At 35.1% G+C, this 19,531-nt stretch carries 17 protein-coding genes; 11 read left to right on the forward strand and 6 right to left on the reverse strand.

Going from position 1 to position 19,531, the window contains the following annotated elements; genetic code table 11:
- Positions 1-2,229, reverse strand: a 2,229-nt coding sequence (locus AC1W31_RS17220; protein ID WP_481735725.1) for an SdrD B-like domain-containing protein, incomplete at its 3' end; no start/stop codon positions are given.
- A 904-nt stretch (positions 2,230-3,133) separates the two neighbouring features.
- On the opposite strand from AC1W31_RS17220, the gene AC1W31_RS17225 reads away from it, so the two are divergent.
- From AC1W31_RS17225 to AC1W31_RS17245, 5 genes are all read left to right on the forward strand, one after another.
- Positions 3,134-3,670, forward strand: a complete 537-nt coding sequence (locus AC1W31_RS17225) for an RNA polymerase sigma factor (protein ID WP_481735726.1) — start codon at positions 3,134-3,136, stop codon at positions 3,668-3,670.
- 84 nt (positions 3,671-3,754) lie between these two features.
- Entirely contained in the window at positions 3,755-4,954 is a 1,200-nt protein-coding gene (locus AC1W31_RS17230; protein ID WP_481735727.1) for a hypothetical protein, read from the forward strand.
- A gap of 38 nt (positions 4,955-4,992) precedes the next feature.
- Complete coding sequence (locus AC1W31_RS17235) at positions 4,993-5,664, forward strand: hypothetical protein (protein WP_481735728.1); 672 nt, start codon at positions 4,993-4,995, stop codon at positions 5,662-5,664.
- A gap of 618 nt (positions 5,665-6,282) precedes the next feature.
- Complete coding sequence (locus AC1W31_RS17240; protein WP_481735729.1) at positions 6,283-7,002, forward strand: LytR/AlgR family response regulator transcription factor; 720 nt, start codon at positions 6,283-6,285, stop codon at positions 7,000-7,002.
- A gap of 137 nt (positions 7,003-7,139) precedes the next feature.
- Positions 7,140-8,459: a sensor histidine kinase gene (locus AC1W31_RS17245; RefSeq protein ID WP_481735730.1), complete on the forward strand. Its 1,320-nt coding sequence runs from the start codon at positions 7,140-7,142 to the stop codon at positions 8,457-8,459.
- 49 nt (positions 8,460-8,508) lie between these two features.
- Here AC1W31_RS17245 and AC1W31_RS17250 read toward each other — a convergent pair whose 3' ends face one another.
- The 3 genes from AC1W31_RS17250 to AC1W31_RS17260 form a co-directional block, all read right to left on the reverse strand.
- Positions 8,509-10,716: a TonB-dependent receptor gene (locus AC1W31_RS17250; protein ID WP_481735731.1), complete on the reverse strand. Its 2,208-nt coding sequence runs from the start codon at positions 10,714-10,716 to the stop codon at positions 8,509-8,511.
- A gap of 65 nt (positions 10,717-10,781) precedes the next feature.
- Positions 10,782-12,047, reverse strand: a complete 1,266-nt coding sequence (locus tag AC1W31_RS17255) for a sensor histidine kinase (protein ID WP_481735732.1) — start codon at positions 12,045-12,047, stop codon at positions 10,782-10,784.
- Positions 12,044-12,724 (reverse strand): response regulator transcription factor, encoded by a 681-nt coding sequence (locus tag AC1W31_RS17260; RefSeq protein WP_481735733.1) that lies wholly within the window; start codon positions 12,722-12,724, stop codon positions 12,044-12,046. The genes AC1W31_RS17255 and AC1W31_RS17260 overlap by 4 nt, the downstream gene beginning before the upstream one ends.
- Before the next feature lie 259 nt (positions 12,725-12,983).
- Here AC1W31_RS17260 and AC1W31_RS17265 point away from each other — a divergent pair, with 259 nt between their 5' ends.
- From AC1W31_RS17265 to AC1W31_RS17280, 4 genes are all read left to right on the forward strand, one after another.
- The gene (locus tag AC1W31_RS17265; protein WP_481735734.1) at positions 12,984-13,376 is read left to right on the forward strand and encodes a hypothetical protein; all 393 of its coding nucleotides are present in this window, start codon (positions 12,984-12,986) and stop codon (positions 13,374-13,376) included.
- Positions 13,377-13,618: 242 nt separating this feature from the next.
- Entirely contained in the window at positions 13,619-14,113 is a 495-nt protein-coding gene (locus tag AC1W31_RS17270) for a hypothetical protein (protein WP_481735735.1), read from the forward strand.
- 87 nt (positions 14,114-14,200) lie between these two features.
- Positions 14,201-14,983, forward strand: a complete 783-nt coding sequence (locus AC1W31_RS17275; RefSeq protein ID WP_481735736.1) for a sensor histidine kinase — start codon at positions 14,201-14,203, stop codon at positions 14,981-14,983.
- 82 nt (positions 14,984-15,065) lie between these two features.
- Positions 15,066-15,740, forward strand: a complete 675-nt coding sequence (locus AC1W31_RS17280) for a response regulator (protein ID WP_481735737.1) — start codon at positions 15,066-15,068, stop codon at positions 15,738-15,740.
- 54 nt (positions 15,741-15,794) lie between these two features.
- Here the strand turns inward: AC1W31_RS17280 and AC1W31_RS17285 are convergent, their stop codons facing one another.
- Complete coding sequence (locus tag AC1W31_RS17285; protein ID WP_481735741.1) at positions 15,795-16,862, reverse strand: branched-chain amino acid aminotransferase; 1,068 nt, start codon at positions 16,860-16,862, stop codon at positions 15,795-15,797.
- Positions 16,863-16,955: 93 nt separating this feature from the next.
- Positions 16,956-17,504 (reverse strand): cob(I)yrinic acid a,c-diamide adenosyltransferase, encoded by a 549-nt coding sequence (locus AC1W31_RS17290; RefSeq protein WP_481735738.1) that lies wholly within the window; start codon positions 17,502-17,504, stop codon positions 16,956-16,958.
- 321 nt (positions 17,505-17,825) lie between these two features.
- Here AC1W31_RS17290 and AC1W31_RS17295 point away from each other — a divergent pair, with 321 nt between their 5' ends.
- A complete protein-coding gene (locus AC1W31_RS17295; RefSeq protein WP_481735739.1) occupies positions 17,826-18,335 on the forward strand; it encodes a DUF1648 domain-containing protein in 510 nt (169 codons plus the stop codon).
- Between the two features lie 90 nt (positions 18,336-18,425).
- On the forward strand, positions 18,426-19,531 hold a 1,106-nt coding region (locus AC1W31_RS17300; protein ID WP_481735740.1), incomplete at its 3' end, for an S-adenosylmethionine:tRNA ribosyltransferase-isomerase.

Here is a 19,531-nt window from a genome sequence, read left to right on the forward strand (position 1 = left end):
TGTTCCCGCTCCCGTTGGAGAGAAAGTTGAACCCGTTGGTTTATCAAATATTACAAAATACATTCCCGATGGAACAATAAATTCATAAATACCATTAGCGTCCGTGACTGTTGAAGTGATAATCACTCCGTTCACATCAGTTAAAGTAACTTTAAGACCAACTATCTTCGTATCACCAGTATCTTGAATTCCATTGCCATTATTATCATTGAAAACATAATCGCCAATTGAACCCAATGGAATGATACCCGCATCAATATTAGGATTATTACGAAGTGTATCGGTTGCCAATTTGGTTACGTCAATATTAATAAGTTGACTTTTCCCATTTGTCCCAACATCACTATCTTTAGTGTCATCCGTTCCTTGATTTGCTTTCGTAAATATACTTTGAATCGGTGCTACAACTTCAACTTGATAAGCGCCCGAAGTTAAACCGCCAAAAGTATAGATACCATTTGCATCAGTTGTAACCGAAGTCTGGAAAACTGCTCCTTTATATAGGTTGACTTTAACGCCCGCAATCCCTGGTTCGCCAGCATCTTGAATACCATTCTGATTATCATCACGGAAAACGAAATCACCGATTGAACCTAAGTTGCCGATAATTCCTGCATCAATATCTAAATTATCTTTTGCTTTTCCGGTTCCTTCAACATCAATTGGAATGATTGCTGAGAAACCATTTATGCCAGCATCAGAATCTAATGCCGTGTTTGTTCCTGCTCCTGTCGGAGAGAATGTTGAACCCGAAGGAAGTATAAATTTTACCTTATAATTATCTGTTTGAAGTGAATCGAATAGATATTTGCCATTTATGTCTGTTGTAACTTCTTCTATAAATGTTACGCCATCCGATTTATATAATTGTACTTTAATACCAGCTAATGGCGTATCACCTGCATTTTGAATTCCGTCTTTATTAACATCAGTAAAAACATAATCACCAATCGAACCAATTGGGCCATAAATAAACTTGGCAGGACAACACCCCCCAACTGGACAACTTTTATTAGTTGCCGTAAAAGCAAATTCCGTATAGGCAGTAATATCAAAAACAGTTAAAGTATCCTTCGTACTATTAAGTGAAACACCTGGTGTAATTGAGGTAATGGCAACTGGTGCACCACTTCCAGCTTTTATAGTCCAGTTGATATTAGTATAACCAAGCGGTAAACCAATTTTAAATTCATCTCCTTTATAAAAATATTCGGCAACCGAAAAACATACAGCGTCTTGGTCGTCTTCATTAATATTATGATTATTTGGCGTAGAATCATAATCGACTTCTGTTTCACTGGTTATTTCAGCAACATTGAAAAACAAACCTCTTTTCACAACGGTGGCTACGATTGTCAAAGTCAAATCAGTAGCCGTTGCAGGAACTTCTCCAATATTCCAAACAACCGTAGTTATTCCAGAAACGGTAGAATTAGTAACCGTACCCACACCTCCTACACTGGCCGATTTAAAAGCAACGCCATCGGGCATCACATCAGTAAGTGCAACACCAGTAGCTTTAGTGGCACCATCGTTTCTTACTTTGATGGTATAAGTTACATCCTGCCCAATGGTAGGACTTTGTGTATTAATGGTTTTTTTAACCGAAACATCAGGCAGAGCCGTAGTTAAAGATGTTTGTGCCAAAGTTCCAAACGCTGTAAACAACGTCAATAACATCACACTCGCCCACGAACGCATGGTGGGTTGGTTAAATATCTTATTACTGAGTAGTTTGGAACCACCCAAATTCGATAAAATGCCAAAATCCCGCTTAGCAAAGCCAAGAGGGGCATTATTATCGGAGGCGGCACCGACTATTACCGATAGAAAGGTCTTGAATTGCTCCAAAAACTGCCCATTAAGCGACTGCTCACTACCAGTAATCGCTCGTTTCAGGTAAGTAAAAAGATTCATTTGCTGTATGTTTAATTGATAATTTATATGCGAAGAATGCGACTCATTTTTAATACTAACAACAGGAATAGCCGCTTCTACTATTGCATTTTGACTTGCCATAGTAGGCGATTGAACGTCATTTATTGATTCCTCAATAAAAACAGTGTTGATCATTGGTTCAATTATTTCTTCTTGAACAAATAGCTGCTTGACTTTCTTGAAAAAATCTTTTGCAAAAAGAAATTTATTCCCTTTTGCTTCAGAATTAGATGTATTAGTAAGGTTCGTTTGGTTGCTTGCACCATCAGTGAACGTAAAAGTTCCTTTCATCTGTTGCTTATTTAATAGTTTTCTAAACCTATTGTATTGTACTAAACTGGCTTTTAAGTAGTTAATTACTCATATTACGAGGGTAAAACACAAAAACATGAGTAGAATAAGAGAAATTTAGACTACGATTCTATATGTTATGTTCCAAAACTGTGCCAAAAAGACACACTTTTGGTCAGAATATCATAATAACTCATCACAATTCCTTAAAACATTGATAAAAAATACAATAATGCCGTGTTTCAATCTTGACTCATAATGTATTTTTTACACAAATAATAAAAATACTGGATAAATAAATCAAAGCACATTAGCGAAAATTATGCCAAAAGCTATCCAGATCCAGCAGACTTTGTTTAAAATCTGAAAAAAAATAAATGAATAAAAAATAGAAGTTGTCTGAGAATAAGCCTGCAAAATTTAAACAATCACAGACAGGGATACCAATTAAGGTAAAGGGAAGGAGTTTCGAGAAAAGTATAAATTTCAAATGCGAGCGAAGGCTTTCCGTAACTTTGTATGCTTTCGTGCACAAATATTAAAATATATTTTTGTAATAACAAATTTTTGAGCGTTTTTTATCAATTGATAAATTTCCTGAAATGTGAATCATTTATAAAGTATTATCCATTGAATTTGTAGCACAATTTTATACGAATTGAGAATCGTTTATTTAGATTTCATCCGTGAAGTAAATCTAAAGTATCGGCAGTAAAATGGATTCAATTCAGATAATTTTATTAGTTTCAGACAATTAAGTACCTGACCGTCAAAGGCTTTCAAGTTAAATTTAACATTAATATTCTAAATTTTATTGTGAAGGCAACTAAGAAAATTAAAAGTTTTGAAGAATAATTTTATCGTAAGGCAATAGGGTGAACCATATTCTCGTAATCTTGTATAGATGGGTACAGAAGAACTTATACAAACTCTGAAAAAATGTCGGAAGAACGACAGAAATGCACAGCGAGAACTTTATGAAGGTTTTTACCGCTTCGGGTTATCTGTGTGCCTACGGTATGTGGCAGATTTGGAGGAGTCCCGAGAATTATTGAATGATGGCTTTATGAAAGTTTTTACGAATATTGAACAATACAAACCTGAATATCCTTTCGTCAGTTGGTTTAAGCGAATTTTGATTAATACTTGTATTAACCATCTGAGAAAATCTCATCAAAACGTACCAACTTCTGAATTGGTAGAAGCACAAGAGGTTGGTTTTGAGTTGGATTTATTCGGAAAATTTTCGGTAGAAGAAATTGGCCTTTTGATTCAGCAACTTTCACCTTCATATAGAACTGTTTTTAATTTGTATGTAATTGAAGGTTATGAACATAAGGAGATTGCGGAAATGTTAGGAGTTTCAATTGGAACTTCTCTTTCTAATTTACACAAGGCAAGGAAAAAATTACAAGAATTGATTTTGATTAATGAATTGTAAATTTAGGCACGAAGATAAATTAAAATATACTTTGAGACTTGGTGTCTTAGAGGCAAAAACAATATTTAATACCTCTTTGAGAAAATGGAAGAGAAAAACGATTTTGACAAATTATTTGGTTCTAATCTCCCAAATTTTGCTGATAAAGATTGGCGAAATTTAGAAGGACAATTAGACCGACACGACCTTAAAAGACAATTCACCAGACTGTTGTGGGCTTTGCCTGCTTTGGGTGGAATCTTGATGACAATTTCTGGAATTTTATATTACCAACTCAACCAAACTCGACAAAAGGTTCAAACTTTGGAAAGTCGGCTGGTGAGTGTCTATGAACATAAAAAAACAGACCCAGAAATTAGCCCACAGAAAATTATCATCCATGACACCATCTATAGACAAATTGTTATTAGACAAACAATCAAAGAAATCCAAACAAAAAACCAAAACTCAATTAATAATCCAAACAATATTTATTACGCAAAATATGGAGATAACTTTACTGAAAATCAAGGTATTACGGAAAGAGAAAAGTATGTTGGGATTAATAAATTATTAGGTAAAAATCCCGTTCTTAATGCTAACAATATGGCAATCAATAACGATTTATCAAAGTATAAAGTAATCGAATTTCCTGAAGATTCTTTGGTAGAGGATAACCATTTTTCTTTGATTCCGAAATCGGTAAATATTGGATTGATGGGTGGTATTCAGAAACCAATTGGACATGATTTTGAAAATAGTGGAGGCACTGATATTGGATTTAGAACCGTTTTGGGATATAATAATAGTAAAGGGCAGGAACGTTGGGGAGTAGTATTGGATTATCAACAGAGTAGTCTGTCTTTTGATTTCAGGAGAGATGGTATGGAACGTTTTCCCATGCCTAAATATCCACGACAAAATGGCAACCAACCCAATAAAGCAGAAATCCCTAAACTTTCGATTACGAAAATTGGCATAGGAGGACGTTATAATTTATTATTTAGCGAAAAAATAAAGCCTTATTTTGGCGCAAGTTGGAATATTCAATTACCGAATTTGTTTGATATTGGGTTTCGTTTTGACGACCAAACAAAAGATAATGAGATACGTTCGCAAGAAACAATTACGCACCTGATAGGGGTGAATACGGGCGTTAATATTGAATTATCCAGGCACTTAGCCTTCAATAGTGAAGTGTATTATCAAAAACCTTTAATGCAAGAAAGCAACACAAATAATACAATAGCAGTTCCAACCGTTTTAGGTGGCCGTGTAGGCCTGAGCTATCGATTTGGAAATTAAATTTACGCAGTTTTTTAAATATCTAATCATCGATACAAATGAAGTCGAAATTATTATTAGGGCTAATCCTATTGGGAAGCTCATGGGCAGGAATTGCCCAAACCACACACTCAGAAACAGTTTTTGGATCGGTACTTGAACGAAAAGTACAAAAAGATTCCACAAAGAAGAGGGTTTCTTTCAATCCTTTGAAACCTGCATTTTTGCGTATAGGCGTAATGGGTGGTGGTTTGATTAGCTTTGAAAATAATACCAATGATAATGTAGGTGGCACCAGTGGACTCCGAATTGAATACGGATTTTCAAATCGTTGGTCATTAGTGGGTGAAATTCAAGGTAATCGTTTTGAAGGAACAACCTTTTCAAGAAGACAAACTTCATTGGGCGTAAATTGGATGCCTTTTAAAAGTAGAAGATTACAGCCTTTCTTTGGTTTAGGAGGAGGCATTGGCGGTGATGGTTTTAAAGGAAATCGTTTTGGCAGAAATGGACGAGATGGTTACGATAATGTATTTAATAACAATGGAAGTAACCGTGACCTACAGGCATTTGTCTTTGCCAGAACTGGGTTAAATTATGTGCTTTTCAAAAGAATTATTGCCACTGCAGAAACGGGTTATCAATTACCTTTCAATAATAGTAGCTCAACTGGAGGCTTATCTCTTCGGGTAGGAGCGGCTTATCAATTTGGGAAACGTAAGAGTAAATAGAAGGATTTGTCATAATATAGAGTTTAAGTGATTTGGAAACGCTGCAATGATATTTGCGGCGTTTTTTGTTTGTTTTTAGCTACCATGCAACGCTAAAATCTGTGTCTAAGAAATTTATTATTGAGACCGTTTTCACAGGTGCTAAAGTCATCAAAAAAGAGCACAAGAAATTCTTGTACTCTTTTCACATCACTAACACACCAAATATAGTTAGAAATGAAAAATATCTTATCTCTTAAAAGCAGTTAGGTATTTAAACATTAGCAATCTATATTAAGATGCAAATTTGGCAGAAAAATCATCCGTAATTTCGTTTAAATTACAAAGACCTTATTTATTCAATGAAACTATGAAATAGTGAACAAAACCAGAGAATAACGACAAAATGAATATTGAAAGAATACTTTTAAGAAAGAAAACTTTTAAAGTATTTACTCTATTTATCGTTTTATTTAGTTGTCAATTCCTTAATTAATAAATTTCTTCATTTATCAATTTCTCTATTTGTAAGTTACTATCAATATTTTTCTAAAAATAATACAAATAGAACGTCCATAATTTTCTATATTTACATTACAAATATAGCCATTTGTATTAAAAGCTACTATACTCCAAAAAATGAATAACGCTTATCATTATATAATCATTGATGACAATCCAATTGATATACAAATTTTACAAAGTCATTTATCTAAATTGCCCCATCTAAAGTTGATTCAAACTTTCAATAATCCGATAGAAGCGATTCCTACGATTCATGAAAGCTTGGTGGACATCATTTTTTCAGATATCGAAATGCCTGAAATGACGGGTATCATGCTCTTAAATTCTTTAGAAAAAATCCCCCAAGTGATTCTTCTTTCAAATCATGTGCATTACTCAATGGAAGCATTTGAAATCGGCGTTACTGATTACATTCAAAAACCTGCCTCATTTCAAAGAGTTTTAAAATCAGTAAGTAGAGCAATTGAAGGGATAAATTCAAAAGATAAAAGCCTTAAAGAATTAACCACACCAAAGAACAATTTTATCTTTTTGAAAGTGGGTCGTGAGTTGTTGCAATTTAATTTAAACGATATTATTTATATAGAGGCTTTGGCATCTTTTACTAAAGTGTTTACCTCGGAAAAAGTTACGGTTATTAGTGAATCAATCTCTGAACTACATGCCAAACTTCCTAAGGATTCTTTCCTAAGAATTCATAAATCCTACCTGGTTCCTCTTGAAAAAGTCATTGGAATTTCTACCAAAAATGTTATTTTAGAAAACCATAAAATCCCCTTGGGCCTTACTTACCGTGAAAATATTGAGAAAATTTTTGCAGATAAAACATTTTAATGACCTATTAATAAGTAGTTGTTCGTTTATCAATAGTCATTTCTCAGAAAATAACTCTCTGACAACCAAATATTTACTACCAATAAAAACGTTGTTTAGCTTGTCAAAGATTACTTAATCAAAGTATCACTAATAAAATGAAAAATATAACTACCTACTTGAGCCAATTCGATGCACATCATACATCCAAAACTGGAGAGGATTATCAATCAATGTTTGTTAGTCGTCAAATATTAATTGTTCAAGTGGCATTTTGGTTGGGCGGAGGTATTCATTTATTTTATTGCATTAGACATTTTTTGCCTGGACAACCTCAAATTCCATATAGTGCATTAACTATCTTATTTAGTTGTATTCCGTCTTATTATTTTTTAAAGAAAAATAAACTGGCCTATTCATTCTTTTTTGCGTATTACCCAGCAATTTTTTTTCAAACGCTATTAAGTATTCAGAGAGGACAAACGAACTTAAACGGTGAACTTGCCTTGATTGCTTATGCTGTTTTGCCAATTGTCTGCTTTAGATTACCCTTCAACATAATCGGTTTTTTAACTAATTACTTATTTTTTATTATTGTAAAAATTTTCAAATATCCTCTTCATTCAATATCACTTAATGAATTTTACAATGAAATAATATTGATTACTTGCATTTATATAACCATATTTATGACTACTTATTTTTATAGAATAGATTATATGGTATTGAAAGGGAACATCAAAGAATTAAACCTTCGGAAACAAATCATTGAAGCGCAATCAGAGGAACTACAGCTAATAAATTCCACCAAAAATCGACTTTTTAGTATCATTGCCCATGACCTTCGTAGTCCCTTATCATCACTCAAAGGGGTTATGGGATTGATTGACGATGAATCCATTAGCCAGCAAGAATTCAAGGAATTATCGAAACTTATAGCGCAAAATGTGGATAATCTAAGCGGAATGTTGGAAAATTTATTGTTGTGGTCTCTCTCCCAAATGGAAGGGATAAAACCAAATATTGCACCGGTTGAGTTGAATTTTATCATTGATGAAACAGTATTGATATTTAATCACAGTTCCATGCAAAAACAGATAAATCTAACCAATAATTCGGCTACAAATCTACGGGCATTGGGGGATGAATATCAGATAAAAACAGTGCTGAGGAATTTAATAAATAATGCCATCAAATTCACCCCTTCGCAAGGGCAAATCGACATCAATAGCACTATCAAAGGGCAATTTGTACATCTAAAAATTACAGATTCTGGGGTGGGAATTGAGAGGAATGACTTAGTACAAATTTTCTCGAATCCTAAAATAAAAGCTGGTACGGCCGGTGAGAAAGGAACGGGTTTTGGCTTATTTTTGTGTAAGGAATTGATTGAGAAAAATGGCGGCTCCATTGAAATTGATAGTGAATTTGGCAAAGGAACCACCGTTGATATTTTGCTCCCTTTAGTGGTGAATTAGAAATAAATATTGAGCGATGAACTTTGGGAAAAATTTCATCGCTCAATACTTATAGTTTATATTTTAAAGCTAAATTCACAATGGCTCCTTCTTGCGGAGCCCAAATAGGGCGAAAAGATGGATTCTGAGCGGTTCCAGTTACCACAGTTTCGTAATCTGACTGCTTGATATTTAAGATATTTTCGGCATTAAGCACTAAACTCAAATGCGTGCCAAATTTGCGTTCAACCGACCCAGCCCAGAAAGAATAATCTTTAACTCGCTGATTATCATACAAATACTGACTCCCCACAAAACTACTTTCAATGCCAAAACGCCATTTATTTTCGATGGTATATGCCAAAGTCAATGAGAATTTATCTTGCGGACTGAAGGGTAAATAAGCAGACTCGCCCGAACTTGACCGTTTAGCAATGGTGTGATTGTAGCCCAAATAAAATTCAATAGCATCGTACTGCATTCGTAAATAAGTATCCGTTCCAATACTATTTACGTCATACGCAGCATTAGTCAAACGAGTACGATTTGTTTGCGTGGAAATGGCACTCGCTATGATGGGATTGGTGATATTGGTATAGTAAAATGCTTGGTCGAGTTGTACTGAAAAATGCTCGCCAATGTGCGTGGAATAAGCAACGTCAATATTACTGCCGATTGAATTTTCAGGTTTTACATTGGCATCTAAAGGCGTTAAATTCCAGTAATTTACACTCGTAAGTGAATTTGCAGGCGTTTGATTGGCAAATACATTGGGCGTTTTATAACCCGTACCAACACTTAAACGGATGGTCCATTTCTCAGTTGGTTTTGTCATCATTGAGATTCTTGGCAAAACGAAAGTGCCAAAAGTGTTATGATGATCTACTCTCAAACCCGTTTGCAAAGAAAATTTAGGCGTAAATTGCCAATCATCTTGGGCAAAAAATCCGATGGTGATGTAATTATAACTCGTCAATAAAGTACTGTCTGGATTCGGTTTTCTGAAATTTTCGAGGGTTAAATTTGCGCCAAAAACCAATTTATGTTTACCCGTTTCTAAATAATCCGTTGCCTCAGTATAAGAAGAAATTTGATTGGCTTTAAAGAAACGACTTTGCTCGGTGAAATTTCTATCAAAATAAGAAAGTGCTCCTTTCAAGGTGAAAGTGTGTCCTTTTCTGAATTCGTGATTGAAATTATAATCAACCGTATGTCTTTGAAAATCAGTGGCGGATACGAATTTAACACCATTATTTTCCTCATTATTAACGGCATCCACAACGCCCCCAGCCCGTTTCTCACTGATGAGCGAATAACCCAAATTGAGTTTATTTTTATCGGAAAATGTATAAAAAAATCTTGGGTGAAAAGACAATTGTTTAATTAGCGGACTATCAGAAAAACCGTCTCCATTGACATCAACGGCTTTTTGGTCGGTTAATCCTACGAAAAGCGTAAGTCCTGCTTTACCATATTTTTGGGCATAATAGGTATTCAAATTGGTTTCTTTTAGGTTTGTACGGTTAAAAACTGCCGTAATTTCGGGGCTTTCTGAATTGGGTGTTTTAGAGACAATATTTATCATTCCACCGATTGCACCACCCCCGAAAAGCGTTGAAACCGAGCCTTTTACAACTTCCACTTGACGTAAATCCAAAGGTGGAATTTGTAAAACACCTAAGTTGCCCGAAAAACCTTCAAAAAGAGGAATTCCGTCACGCAGAATTTGCGTATATTTTGAATCTAAACCCTGCATTCTGATGGCTTGATTGCCATTGGTTGGGGAAGTTTTTTGAATATGAATAATAGAAATATCGCCCAAAATACTGGCTACATTTCCAGGAACAACTGCACTTTCTTCGTCCATGTCTTCCTGTCCTAACACTTCCACTTTTATCGGTAAATCCTCAATGCGTGAATTAGTGCGGGAAGACGTGACCACCACTTCTTCCAAATCTTCCTTACCCTGCGTTAATCCTACTATGAAGGGCTGTTTATCATCGGTTAGTGGCAATTCTAAGGTAAATTCTTTTTCTCCATACCCAATAAAACTGGCTTCAAAAGTTTGTTTTCCAACAGGAACATTTTTTAATTCTGCAATGCCGTTTATATCAGCCGAAGCACCAATTTTACTATTAAATTTGAGTCTGACAGTTGCCCCAACGAGTGGTTCGTGGGATAGTACATCTTCTAATTTGATTTTTACGCTGTTTGTTTGAGCGAAAATTACAGTTTTTGCGATGAATAAAAGTAAGCTGATTAAAAAGATTTTTTTCATTGATTTTTATTTATTTTGACAAAGTTATGGATTGATCTTGGAGACAATTTGAAGACGGAAGTATTTCACCATTTTACCCTAAACGTATGTTCTTGCTTCATTTCATCAAATTGATACGTTATTTTTAATTCATATTGTTCCGAAATTTGCTTGACAATTGCCAAACCCAAACCCGTAGCTTCTGGGTGTTTTGGATGTTTGATAAAACGATTGAACAGCTGTGTTTCTGGAAAGGGCAAACTATCACCTTTATTACTGATTGTCAATTGTTTATCCTTCAAAACACACCTTATATTTCCCCCGTTTTGATTATATCGAATGGCATTTTTCAAAAGATTTCCGATTAAGATTTCTGCCAATAATGGGTTGATTTCTAAGGTTTGATTCAGTTGAATTTCTTGAGATATTTTGATATTTCTATGTTCGGCAAAGTCTTGGTACATCTCCAAAAGATTCTTTACTAAATTACTCAAATTGACTTCTTCCGTTTCCGAAAATTGGTTATTTTCAATCTTCGTTAACAACAATAATGACTTATTTAATTGCGATAATTTTTGGAGCGAATCCATTGATTTTTGGATGTGATTCGTTTCTTTTTCAGGCAAATTTTCTGAGCCTAAAAGGGTTTCTAATTCTGCCGAAATTACGGCAATGGGCGTTTGAATTTCGTGAGAAGCATTTTCGGTAAATTCCTTTTGCAAGGTAAATTGTTTACTGATTCGCTCCGTCATTTGATGCAAAGCTTGGCTTAGTAAATTAAACTCTTCGGTTGTTTCTTTTTTGAAAATAGTGGGGGTCGATTTGTTGAGTTGGTAGTTTCTGAGATGGTTAATTATTTCGTAAAATGGTTTCCATAATTGTCGATAAATCAAGAAATTTATCATCAATAATAACAGGGAAAATCCCAAAAAATATAGCCCTAAACCCCACGACAATTTGGCAGAAATTTCTTCAAATTCTTCGTAAGATTGGGTGATGGTTACTAAATAATTTTGCGGTTTACTTTGCACCGTTGCTTTCAAAACTCTAATTTTTACCAGTGCATTTTCACGCAAATCTATTTCCGTAGAATCTGAAAATATTGGGTTAATTATCATGGTATTTGAAACGCCCTGCAGATAGGGATTATCATCTAAATCGCCCATGATAAAAGACGAGTTTGCGGTATTTTTTATCTTTTTTTCTACTTTTTTAAAATGTGAAATCAATAATTCATCAATTTCATGGATGGTAGATTTATGGATAAATCCTTTCAAGGTAAACACCCCAAGAATGGCCATCAGAAAAGAGGCTAAACATAGATAAATGGCCGTTTTTAATAGTAATTTCATGATTTTTCTGAAAAACTGTAACCTGCCCCGTAGCGAGTTTTTACGTAATCGGGGCAACCTTTTTCGATTAATTTTCTACGTAAATTTTTGATGTGGGTATAAATAAAATCGTGCGAATCGGCCAAATCCATCGAGTCGCCCCAAAGGTGTTCGGCAATGGCAGATTTTGAGAGAATTCGGTTTTTGTTGGAGATAAAAAACACCAATAATTCGTATTCTTTTCGGGTTAATTCCACCAATTCATCCTGCACAAAAACTTCTTGATTTTCGGGTAAAATATTAATATCTTGGAAAGTGATTTTAGGATTTCCTTCAAAAAATCTTCTTCGTAACACTGATTTTATTCGGGCATTTAATTCAGAAAGGTGGAAGGGTTTTGTGAGATAATCGTCGGCTCCTAAATCCAATCCTTTGAGGCGGTCGTCTAAAGAATTTTTTGCCGAAACAATTACGATGCCCACGTTGGTTTTTTCTTGTTTCAATTCCTTAATAATATCCAAACCGCTCCCATCGGGAAGCGTAATATCTACTACCAAACAATCATAATCATAGTCGTTTACTTTTTCGATTGCTTCTCGAAAAGTATTTGCCGTTGAAACAAGGTAGCCTTCTTCCGCCAAATATTGTTGCATTGACAACAATAGTGAAGGTTCGTCTTCGATAATGAGAATTTTCATAGCGCAATTTCGGAAATGTTTTTGAAGGAAATCTGTATTTGAGATGAATGTGGCAGAAAATAAAGTTTTGCTGATTTTATTATTGAAAGGTTGGGTTTTAATGTGTGGCTAAATTTATTAAAACAGGTATTTTTACCCGTGTTTGAAAGAGCAATTTTCGATAGTTTTGTGGTAACCTTGATTGTTGGCGGATAATCTTCTCAGTCATAGTTTTGGCTTGGATCTGAGGGCAAAACTTTCATATAAACAAATTTAACTAATGAGTCACTTAGAAAAACATCCCCCGAATTATCACTACCCTTTAAAACAAGCACAGGAAGATACCAGACGTTGGCGTGCGGCCCATAAAGTGGATGCCTTTGCCGTCGATAGACAAGAGCTTATGGATATTATTAACGAAGCTCCTGATGAGGTAGATACGATAAGAGTTTATTTCGGATTGACGGAGGACGGCTACGAAAAAATGTTTTTAGTAGCCGCCAAAAAAGAGGTTATGACAACCGAAGAAGATGGCGAAGAAGTAATTGTCATTAGGGATTTAATTGACGAAAATGCCGTGGCTCACAATGATGGAACTGTTGAATATTTTGTTTATGATTTTTCTAATCCTTGTCCACCAACTTGTGATGATCTAAGTCCTTTGATGAACTAATTTTTGGCAATTTTTGCTCCAAGATTTCAGCTTATAATCATGGAGTAATTTATTCCGTCGTTTAACAAACTCAAAGTATGGATATTCATATACTTTCTACCTTTATCGTTGAAAACGTCTCTTGGATAGTCCCTTTACCATTCGTAATCGGAATTATTAAAAGAAAATATTTAAAAAATGAGCTAAAGATAATATTTCTATTTACCTGCAATAGCGTTGTTTTTGAATTAATTTCAAAAACAATGGCAATTTATAAAATTCATAATCTTTACCTTTTTCACCTTTACGTATTAACCGAGTTTTTCTTCATTTCATGGTTTTACTATGAGATTTTCAAACGGTATATTTCTCCCAAAACTATCCCCACAATCTTCTTAATTTTCATCGTTTTTTCATTAATTGATACCTTTGTATGGCACAATCCCTTCACTTTTAACTCTTACGCCAAGACCTTAGAATGTGTAATTATTGTGGCTTATACCGTATTTTATTTATACAAAACCTTTGATGAATTTCAAGATGAAGACCCTTCGGACTCACCCATATTTTGGATAAATGCAGGCTTTTTATTCTACTTTTCGGGCTGTTTATTCCTTTTTACGTTCAGCAATTTTATTCTCACACAAGGCAAACCGATGGGTATGATTATCTGGGCATTACACGCTTTTTTTATGACAATTATGTATTTTCTCATCTCAATTGGACTTTGGAAATTACCGCTTAATAGAAATGTATAAGATATATTTTGTATAATCATTTTTATCTTTTAATTTCATATAAATAAAATAATTTGTCAATTTTCATCACTTACACACGGTAATTCAATGCCTTCCCAAATTGATATCTATATTTTACTTTTTGGTGGAACGTTGTTAATGTTCTTATTAGCGGGAATGTTGTTGTTTTTCGTTAGCGCTTATCAAAAACGTTTGCTTCGGAATAAAGCCGATGTCGAATCGATGAAATCTCGGCATCAATTAGACCTTTTTCAGAGTAGTATTGATGCCATGGAAGACGAGCGCCGCCGAGTCTCCAGAGATTTGCACGATGAAATTGGGGCGGCACTTTCAATGCTTCGACTGCAAGTAGGACAATTGAATATGAGTAAAGAGCAGGCAAGCGAAAATACGGAAAAAATAATTGTGGATAGTAAACAACTCATTGACAGTACGATAGAAAACGTTAGGCGAATTTCAAACGACATGCTTCCGCACGGATTGGACGAATTCGGACTCAAATATGCTTTGGAAACGCTTTGCGATAAAATTGAAAGTGCTTCCAATTTAGTGATTAGTCTTGATTTTAATCATTTGGAGAGATTAGAAATTCGATTAGAATTAGCGCTCTACCGCATTCTCCAAGAACTCCTCAACAATACCCTCAAACACGCACAAGCCAGCGAAGTAAATATCAAATTTAAGCCTGATAATCAACGACTTACCGTTATTTATCAAGATAACGGAAAAGGTTTTGACTTTGAAACTTTAACCAAAAGAGGATTGGGTTTAAAAAATATTGAAAGCCGAGTGAATATGATTCACGGTAAATTAACGTATATACCCACCGTTGAAAAAGGGGTAGAAGTTATTATAGGGGTTAAGTGTTAGCAAGTGAGGTAAGGATTGGTAATGAGAGCCTAACTCCCACCCTCTAAAACCTAAAACTCAACTCCTAAAACCGAAAATAACTATGAAAACCATTACCATTGCCATTGCCGACGACCAAGTACTTTTCCGAAAGGGAATGGCTGCGATTGTCAATACTTTTAAAGATATTTCTGTGGTCTGTGAAGCTGATAACGGAAATAAACTGTTGGATTTTTTGGAAACGACTACCCAAAAACCCGATGTGATTTTGATGGATTTGTCAATGCCCAATCTCAATGGCATTGACACGATGAAGATTATCCACGAACGCTATCCTGAGCAAAAAGTCATTGTCCTTTCCATTCATAACGAAGAGAAATTTGTGATTCATTTAATTGAATTGGGCGCAAGTGCTTATCTATTTAAAAATGCTGAACCCGAAGATGTTGAGAAAGCAATAAGAGGGGTAATCGAGAAGGGTTTTTATTTTAGTGAAGATACTTTGAGTACGTTTCATAAAAGACTGACCAACAAAAAATCTCACGTATCGGTGCATGAAAATATCCCTATCACGCTGAGTACCAGAGAAATAGAAGTATTAAATTTAATTTGTCTGGAAAAAACAGCGCACGAAATTGCAGCACAATTATTTATCAGCGTCAGAACGGTAGACGGACATCGGAATAACCTTTTAGAAAAAACGGGCGCAAGAAATACGGCAGGTTTAGTAATTTTTGCGATTAAAAATAATTTGGTAAATCCTGCTATTTTGTTGTAAAAAAGACGGCATTACTCGAAGCGATGCCGTCCTTAAAAATAAAATATAACTCTTTTAAATCGTCATAACCCACCCACGAACATCAGCAATTTTACCCGTTTTGATATTATCAATCTCTGTGAATACTCTACGTGAAAATAAATTAGCTGATTGTGCAGGCAATTCATAATCCACTCCATCGTACCCAATGGTTGCAATAGGGGCAATCACGGCAGCCGTTCCCGCTCCAAATGCTTCTTGAACTTTTCCAGAGATGATTCCTTCAGTCAATTCTTTGATAGATAATTGGCGTTCTTCTACTTCCATGCCAAAGTCACGAGCCACTTGAATTACTGATTTACGAGTTACGCCATCCAAAATAGTATCGCCCGTTGGAGCAGTTACTAATTTTCCATCAATCACAAATAATAAGTTCATAGTACCAGCCTCCTCAACGTATTTGTGTTCGGAAGCATCCGTCCAAATAATTTGGTCATAACCTGCATCAACCGCTAATTTTGTTGGGTATAGTGACCCGCCATAATTACCCGCATTTTTCGAGAAACCTACACCTCCATGAGCCGCACGAATATATTTGGTCTCCACTCGCACACGAATTGGTTTAGTGTAATACGCTCCAACGGGACAAGTGAAAATCATAAATTTATATCCTTTCGATGGACTCACGCCCACGTATCCATCCGTTGAAAACATGAAAGGACGAATGTACATTGAACAACCTTCTTTAGCAGGAATCCATCCAGAATCCAAACGAAGAAGTTGAGAAAGCCCTTCCATAAAAATTTCTTCTGGTACTTCTGGCATACACATACGCTCGGCTGATTTGTTCAGACGTTTCCAGTTTTCTTCTGGTCGAAAGACCAAAATATCGCCTGATTTACTTTTGTAGGCTTTCATCCCTTCAAAAATTGCTTGTCCATAATGGAGCGACATCATAGCGGGCGAGAAAGTAATGTCGCCAAAAGGGACAATTTGAGGCGTTTGCCATTCGCCATTTTGATAATCTACCGACAACATGTGGTCGGAGAACGAACGTCCAAAAACAAGGTTGTCAAAATCAACCGTATCAATTCTCGATTTTTCAATCGGATGAATATCAATTTGCAAGGTATCTGTCATGATTTTTAGTTAATAGTTAAGAATTAACAGAGAATAATTATTTAAAAATCAGAAAACAGATTATTCTACTATTAATCATTAATTATTCATTATTAATTATACTCTCGGTTTCCACGAGATTTCTTCTATGTTTAATTCTTTAATCATCATTCTACATAATACAAAAAAATAATCCGATAAACGATTTAAATATCTGATTACCAAATCATTAACTTCTGATTCTTCTGCCAATCGAAGCACAACTCTTTCCGCTCTTCGGCAAACCGTACGAGCAAGATGTCCAAACGAAACTGATTGATGCCCGCCTGGCAAGATGAAAAAACGCATAGGTTCAAGACTTTCATCCATCCTGTCCATTTCCTTTTCCAGCAATTCAATATCGCTTTCATGCAAGTCGGGAATGCGTTTTTTGGTTTGTTCTGGTTCAGATGCCAAAATTGAGCCAATCGTAAAAAGTCGGTCTTGAATTTCTTTCAAAATGTCCTTTCTACCTTGATTTATCGCTTGGTCACGCACTAATCCTACGTAAGAATTAAGTTCATCCACTGTCCCGTAGGCATCAATGCGAAGTTCTGTTTTAGAAACTCGTGTACCTCCTACCAAAGAAGTCTGTCCTTTATCGCCCGTTTTTGTATAGATTTTCATTATGTCAAGGTATTAAGTGTCAGTTTTTAGGGGTTAGAAAAGTTTGCAAGTAATTCCGTCTGAATCACTAAAACCCAGCACCCTACCACTAAAACCTCTACTACACAAAGCTACATTTTTTTAATAAAATATCCTGCAAAAAATAATAATAAATAATTGTCATAACAACTAATTTTATTGACTTGTACTTCCAATTAGATATTTTCATTAGAATACTTCGGCTTTGTGGCGTAATTTTGTGGTTAAATTTTACAACAAATCAATAGTGGTTTTGAAGTGAAGTAATTTTGACTGATTCCAAATCACTATTTCCTAAAATAAATGAGCATAGAATATTTTATTTCCAGAGTCGGACGCTATTTGTCTATTTTTGCTTTCATTATCATTCTATTATTTACCTATCGGGGCTTACCTGATGATGTTGGCGTTCATTTTGGTGCCGATGGTCGTGGAGATGGTTTTTTACCTAAAAATCAGGTTTTCTATCTTTTCGGAGCTATCATGTTTTCTCTAAACATTTTGATCGTTTTGTTGGTAAGTAATGTCAAAAAATTGCCCATAACTGCCTTTAAATCAATCCCAAATAAAGATTGGCTCAAAGACCCAAAACAGTTCATTGGCGTAGTAATTAATTGGATAAATTTCCTTCCAACCATCATCAACACATTTTTATTATTGGCTTTGAGAGCATTGTTAGCCCTAAATGACGAACGCTCATTTAAAACAGATTATACGTATTTATTGGTTTTGGGAATCGTGTTTTTACTGATTTGGTTGTTTTATTTACCGATAAGAATTCTTTATACGAAACCTAAAATTGTTGAGGATTAATTCTTGATTTAATGGCAGACTGATTTTACGGATTAGACCGCAGCGGCAGACAAATCCGTAAAATCCGTCCACCATCACTTTCACGCAATCATGCAAAATATCAAACTCTCCGATTATACCTACGATTTACCCGATGAACGCATCGCAAAATTTCCTTTGCCCAAACGTGACGAATCGAAATTACAAGTTTATCAGCAAGGGAAAATCACGCATACAATTTTCAAAAACATTACCGATTATTTACCCAAAAATAGTGTTTTAGTTTTCAATAATACCAAGGTAATTCCTGCCAGAATTAACTTCCAAAAAGTCACAGGAGCCATAATTCAACTTTTTTTATTACATCCCGTACTGCCAACGCCCGTAATTAATTTGGCCATGGAAGTAACAGACTGGTGCGTATGGGAGTGCATGATTGGCAACCGAAAACGTTGGAAAAAAGGGGATATTTTAACCCAAATTCTTACGATTGAAGGACAAGAAGTTGAAGTAAATGCAGCATTTTTTGATGCAGAAAAGAACTACATTAAATTATCATGGAAAAATATAGATTTTGGAAATAAAACCGAAAATCGAAAATTCGTAGATTTAATCCAATCGCTTGGACAAATTCCGCTTCCGCCCTACCTAAATCGTGAGGCAGAAACGGCTGATTATGAGACTTATCAAACTGTTTACAGTGAAAAAAAAGGTGCCGTTGCCGCTCCAACCGCTGGTTTGCATTTTACGCAAGAAGTTTTGCAAAACCTTGAAAAACAAGATATTAAGCAAGAATTCTTAACATTACACGTAGGAGCAGGAACTTTTCAGCCGATTAAAGTGGAGAACATCATTGAGCATAAAATGCACAATGAACAGGTCGTTATTAATAAACAAAATATTGAAAATCTGTTAGCAAATTTAGGTAATATTATACCCGTTGGCACAACTTCGATGCGTACTTTGGAGAGTATTTATTGGTTTGGCGTAAAGTTTCTGAAAAGCGATAATTATCCTTTACTGATAGAAAAATTGTATCCTTATCAACACGAAATTTTACCCTCCACAGAAGAATCTTTGAGGGCTATTTTGAAGGAAATGGAGGAAAAAAACGTGGAAGAAATTACGGCTGAAACGGAAATTTTTATCTTTCCAAGCTATAAATTCAAACTTTGCAAAGGCATTATCACCAATTATCATCAACCAGAAAGCACATT

The sequence above is a fragment of the Arcicella sp. genome (genome assembly GCF_964672035.1).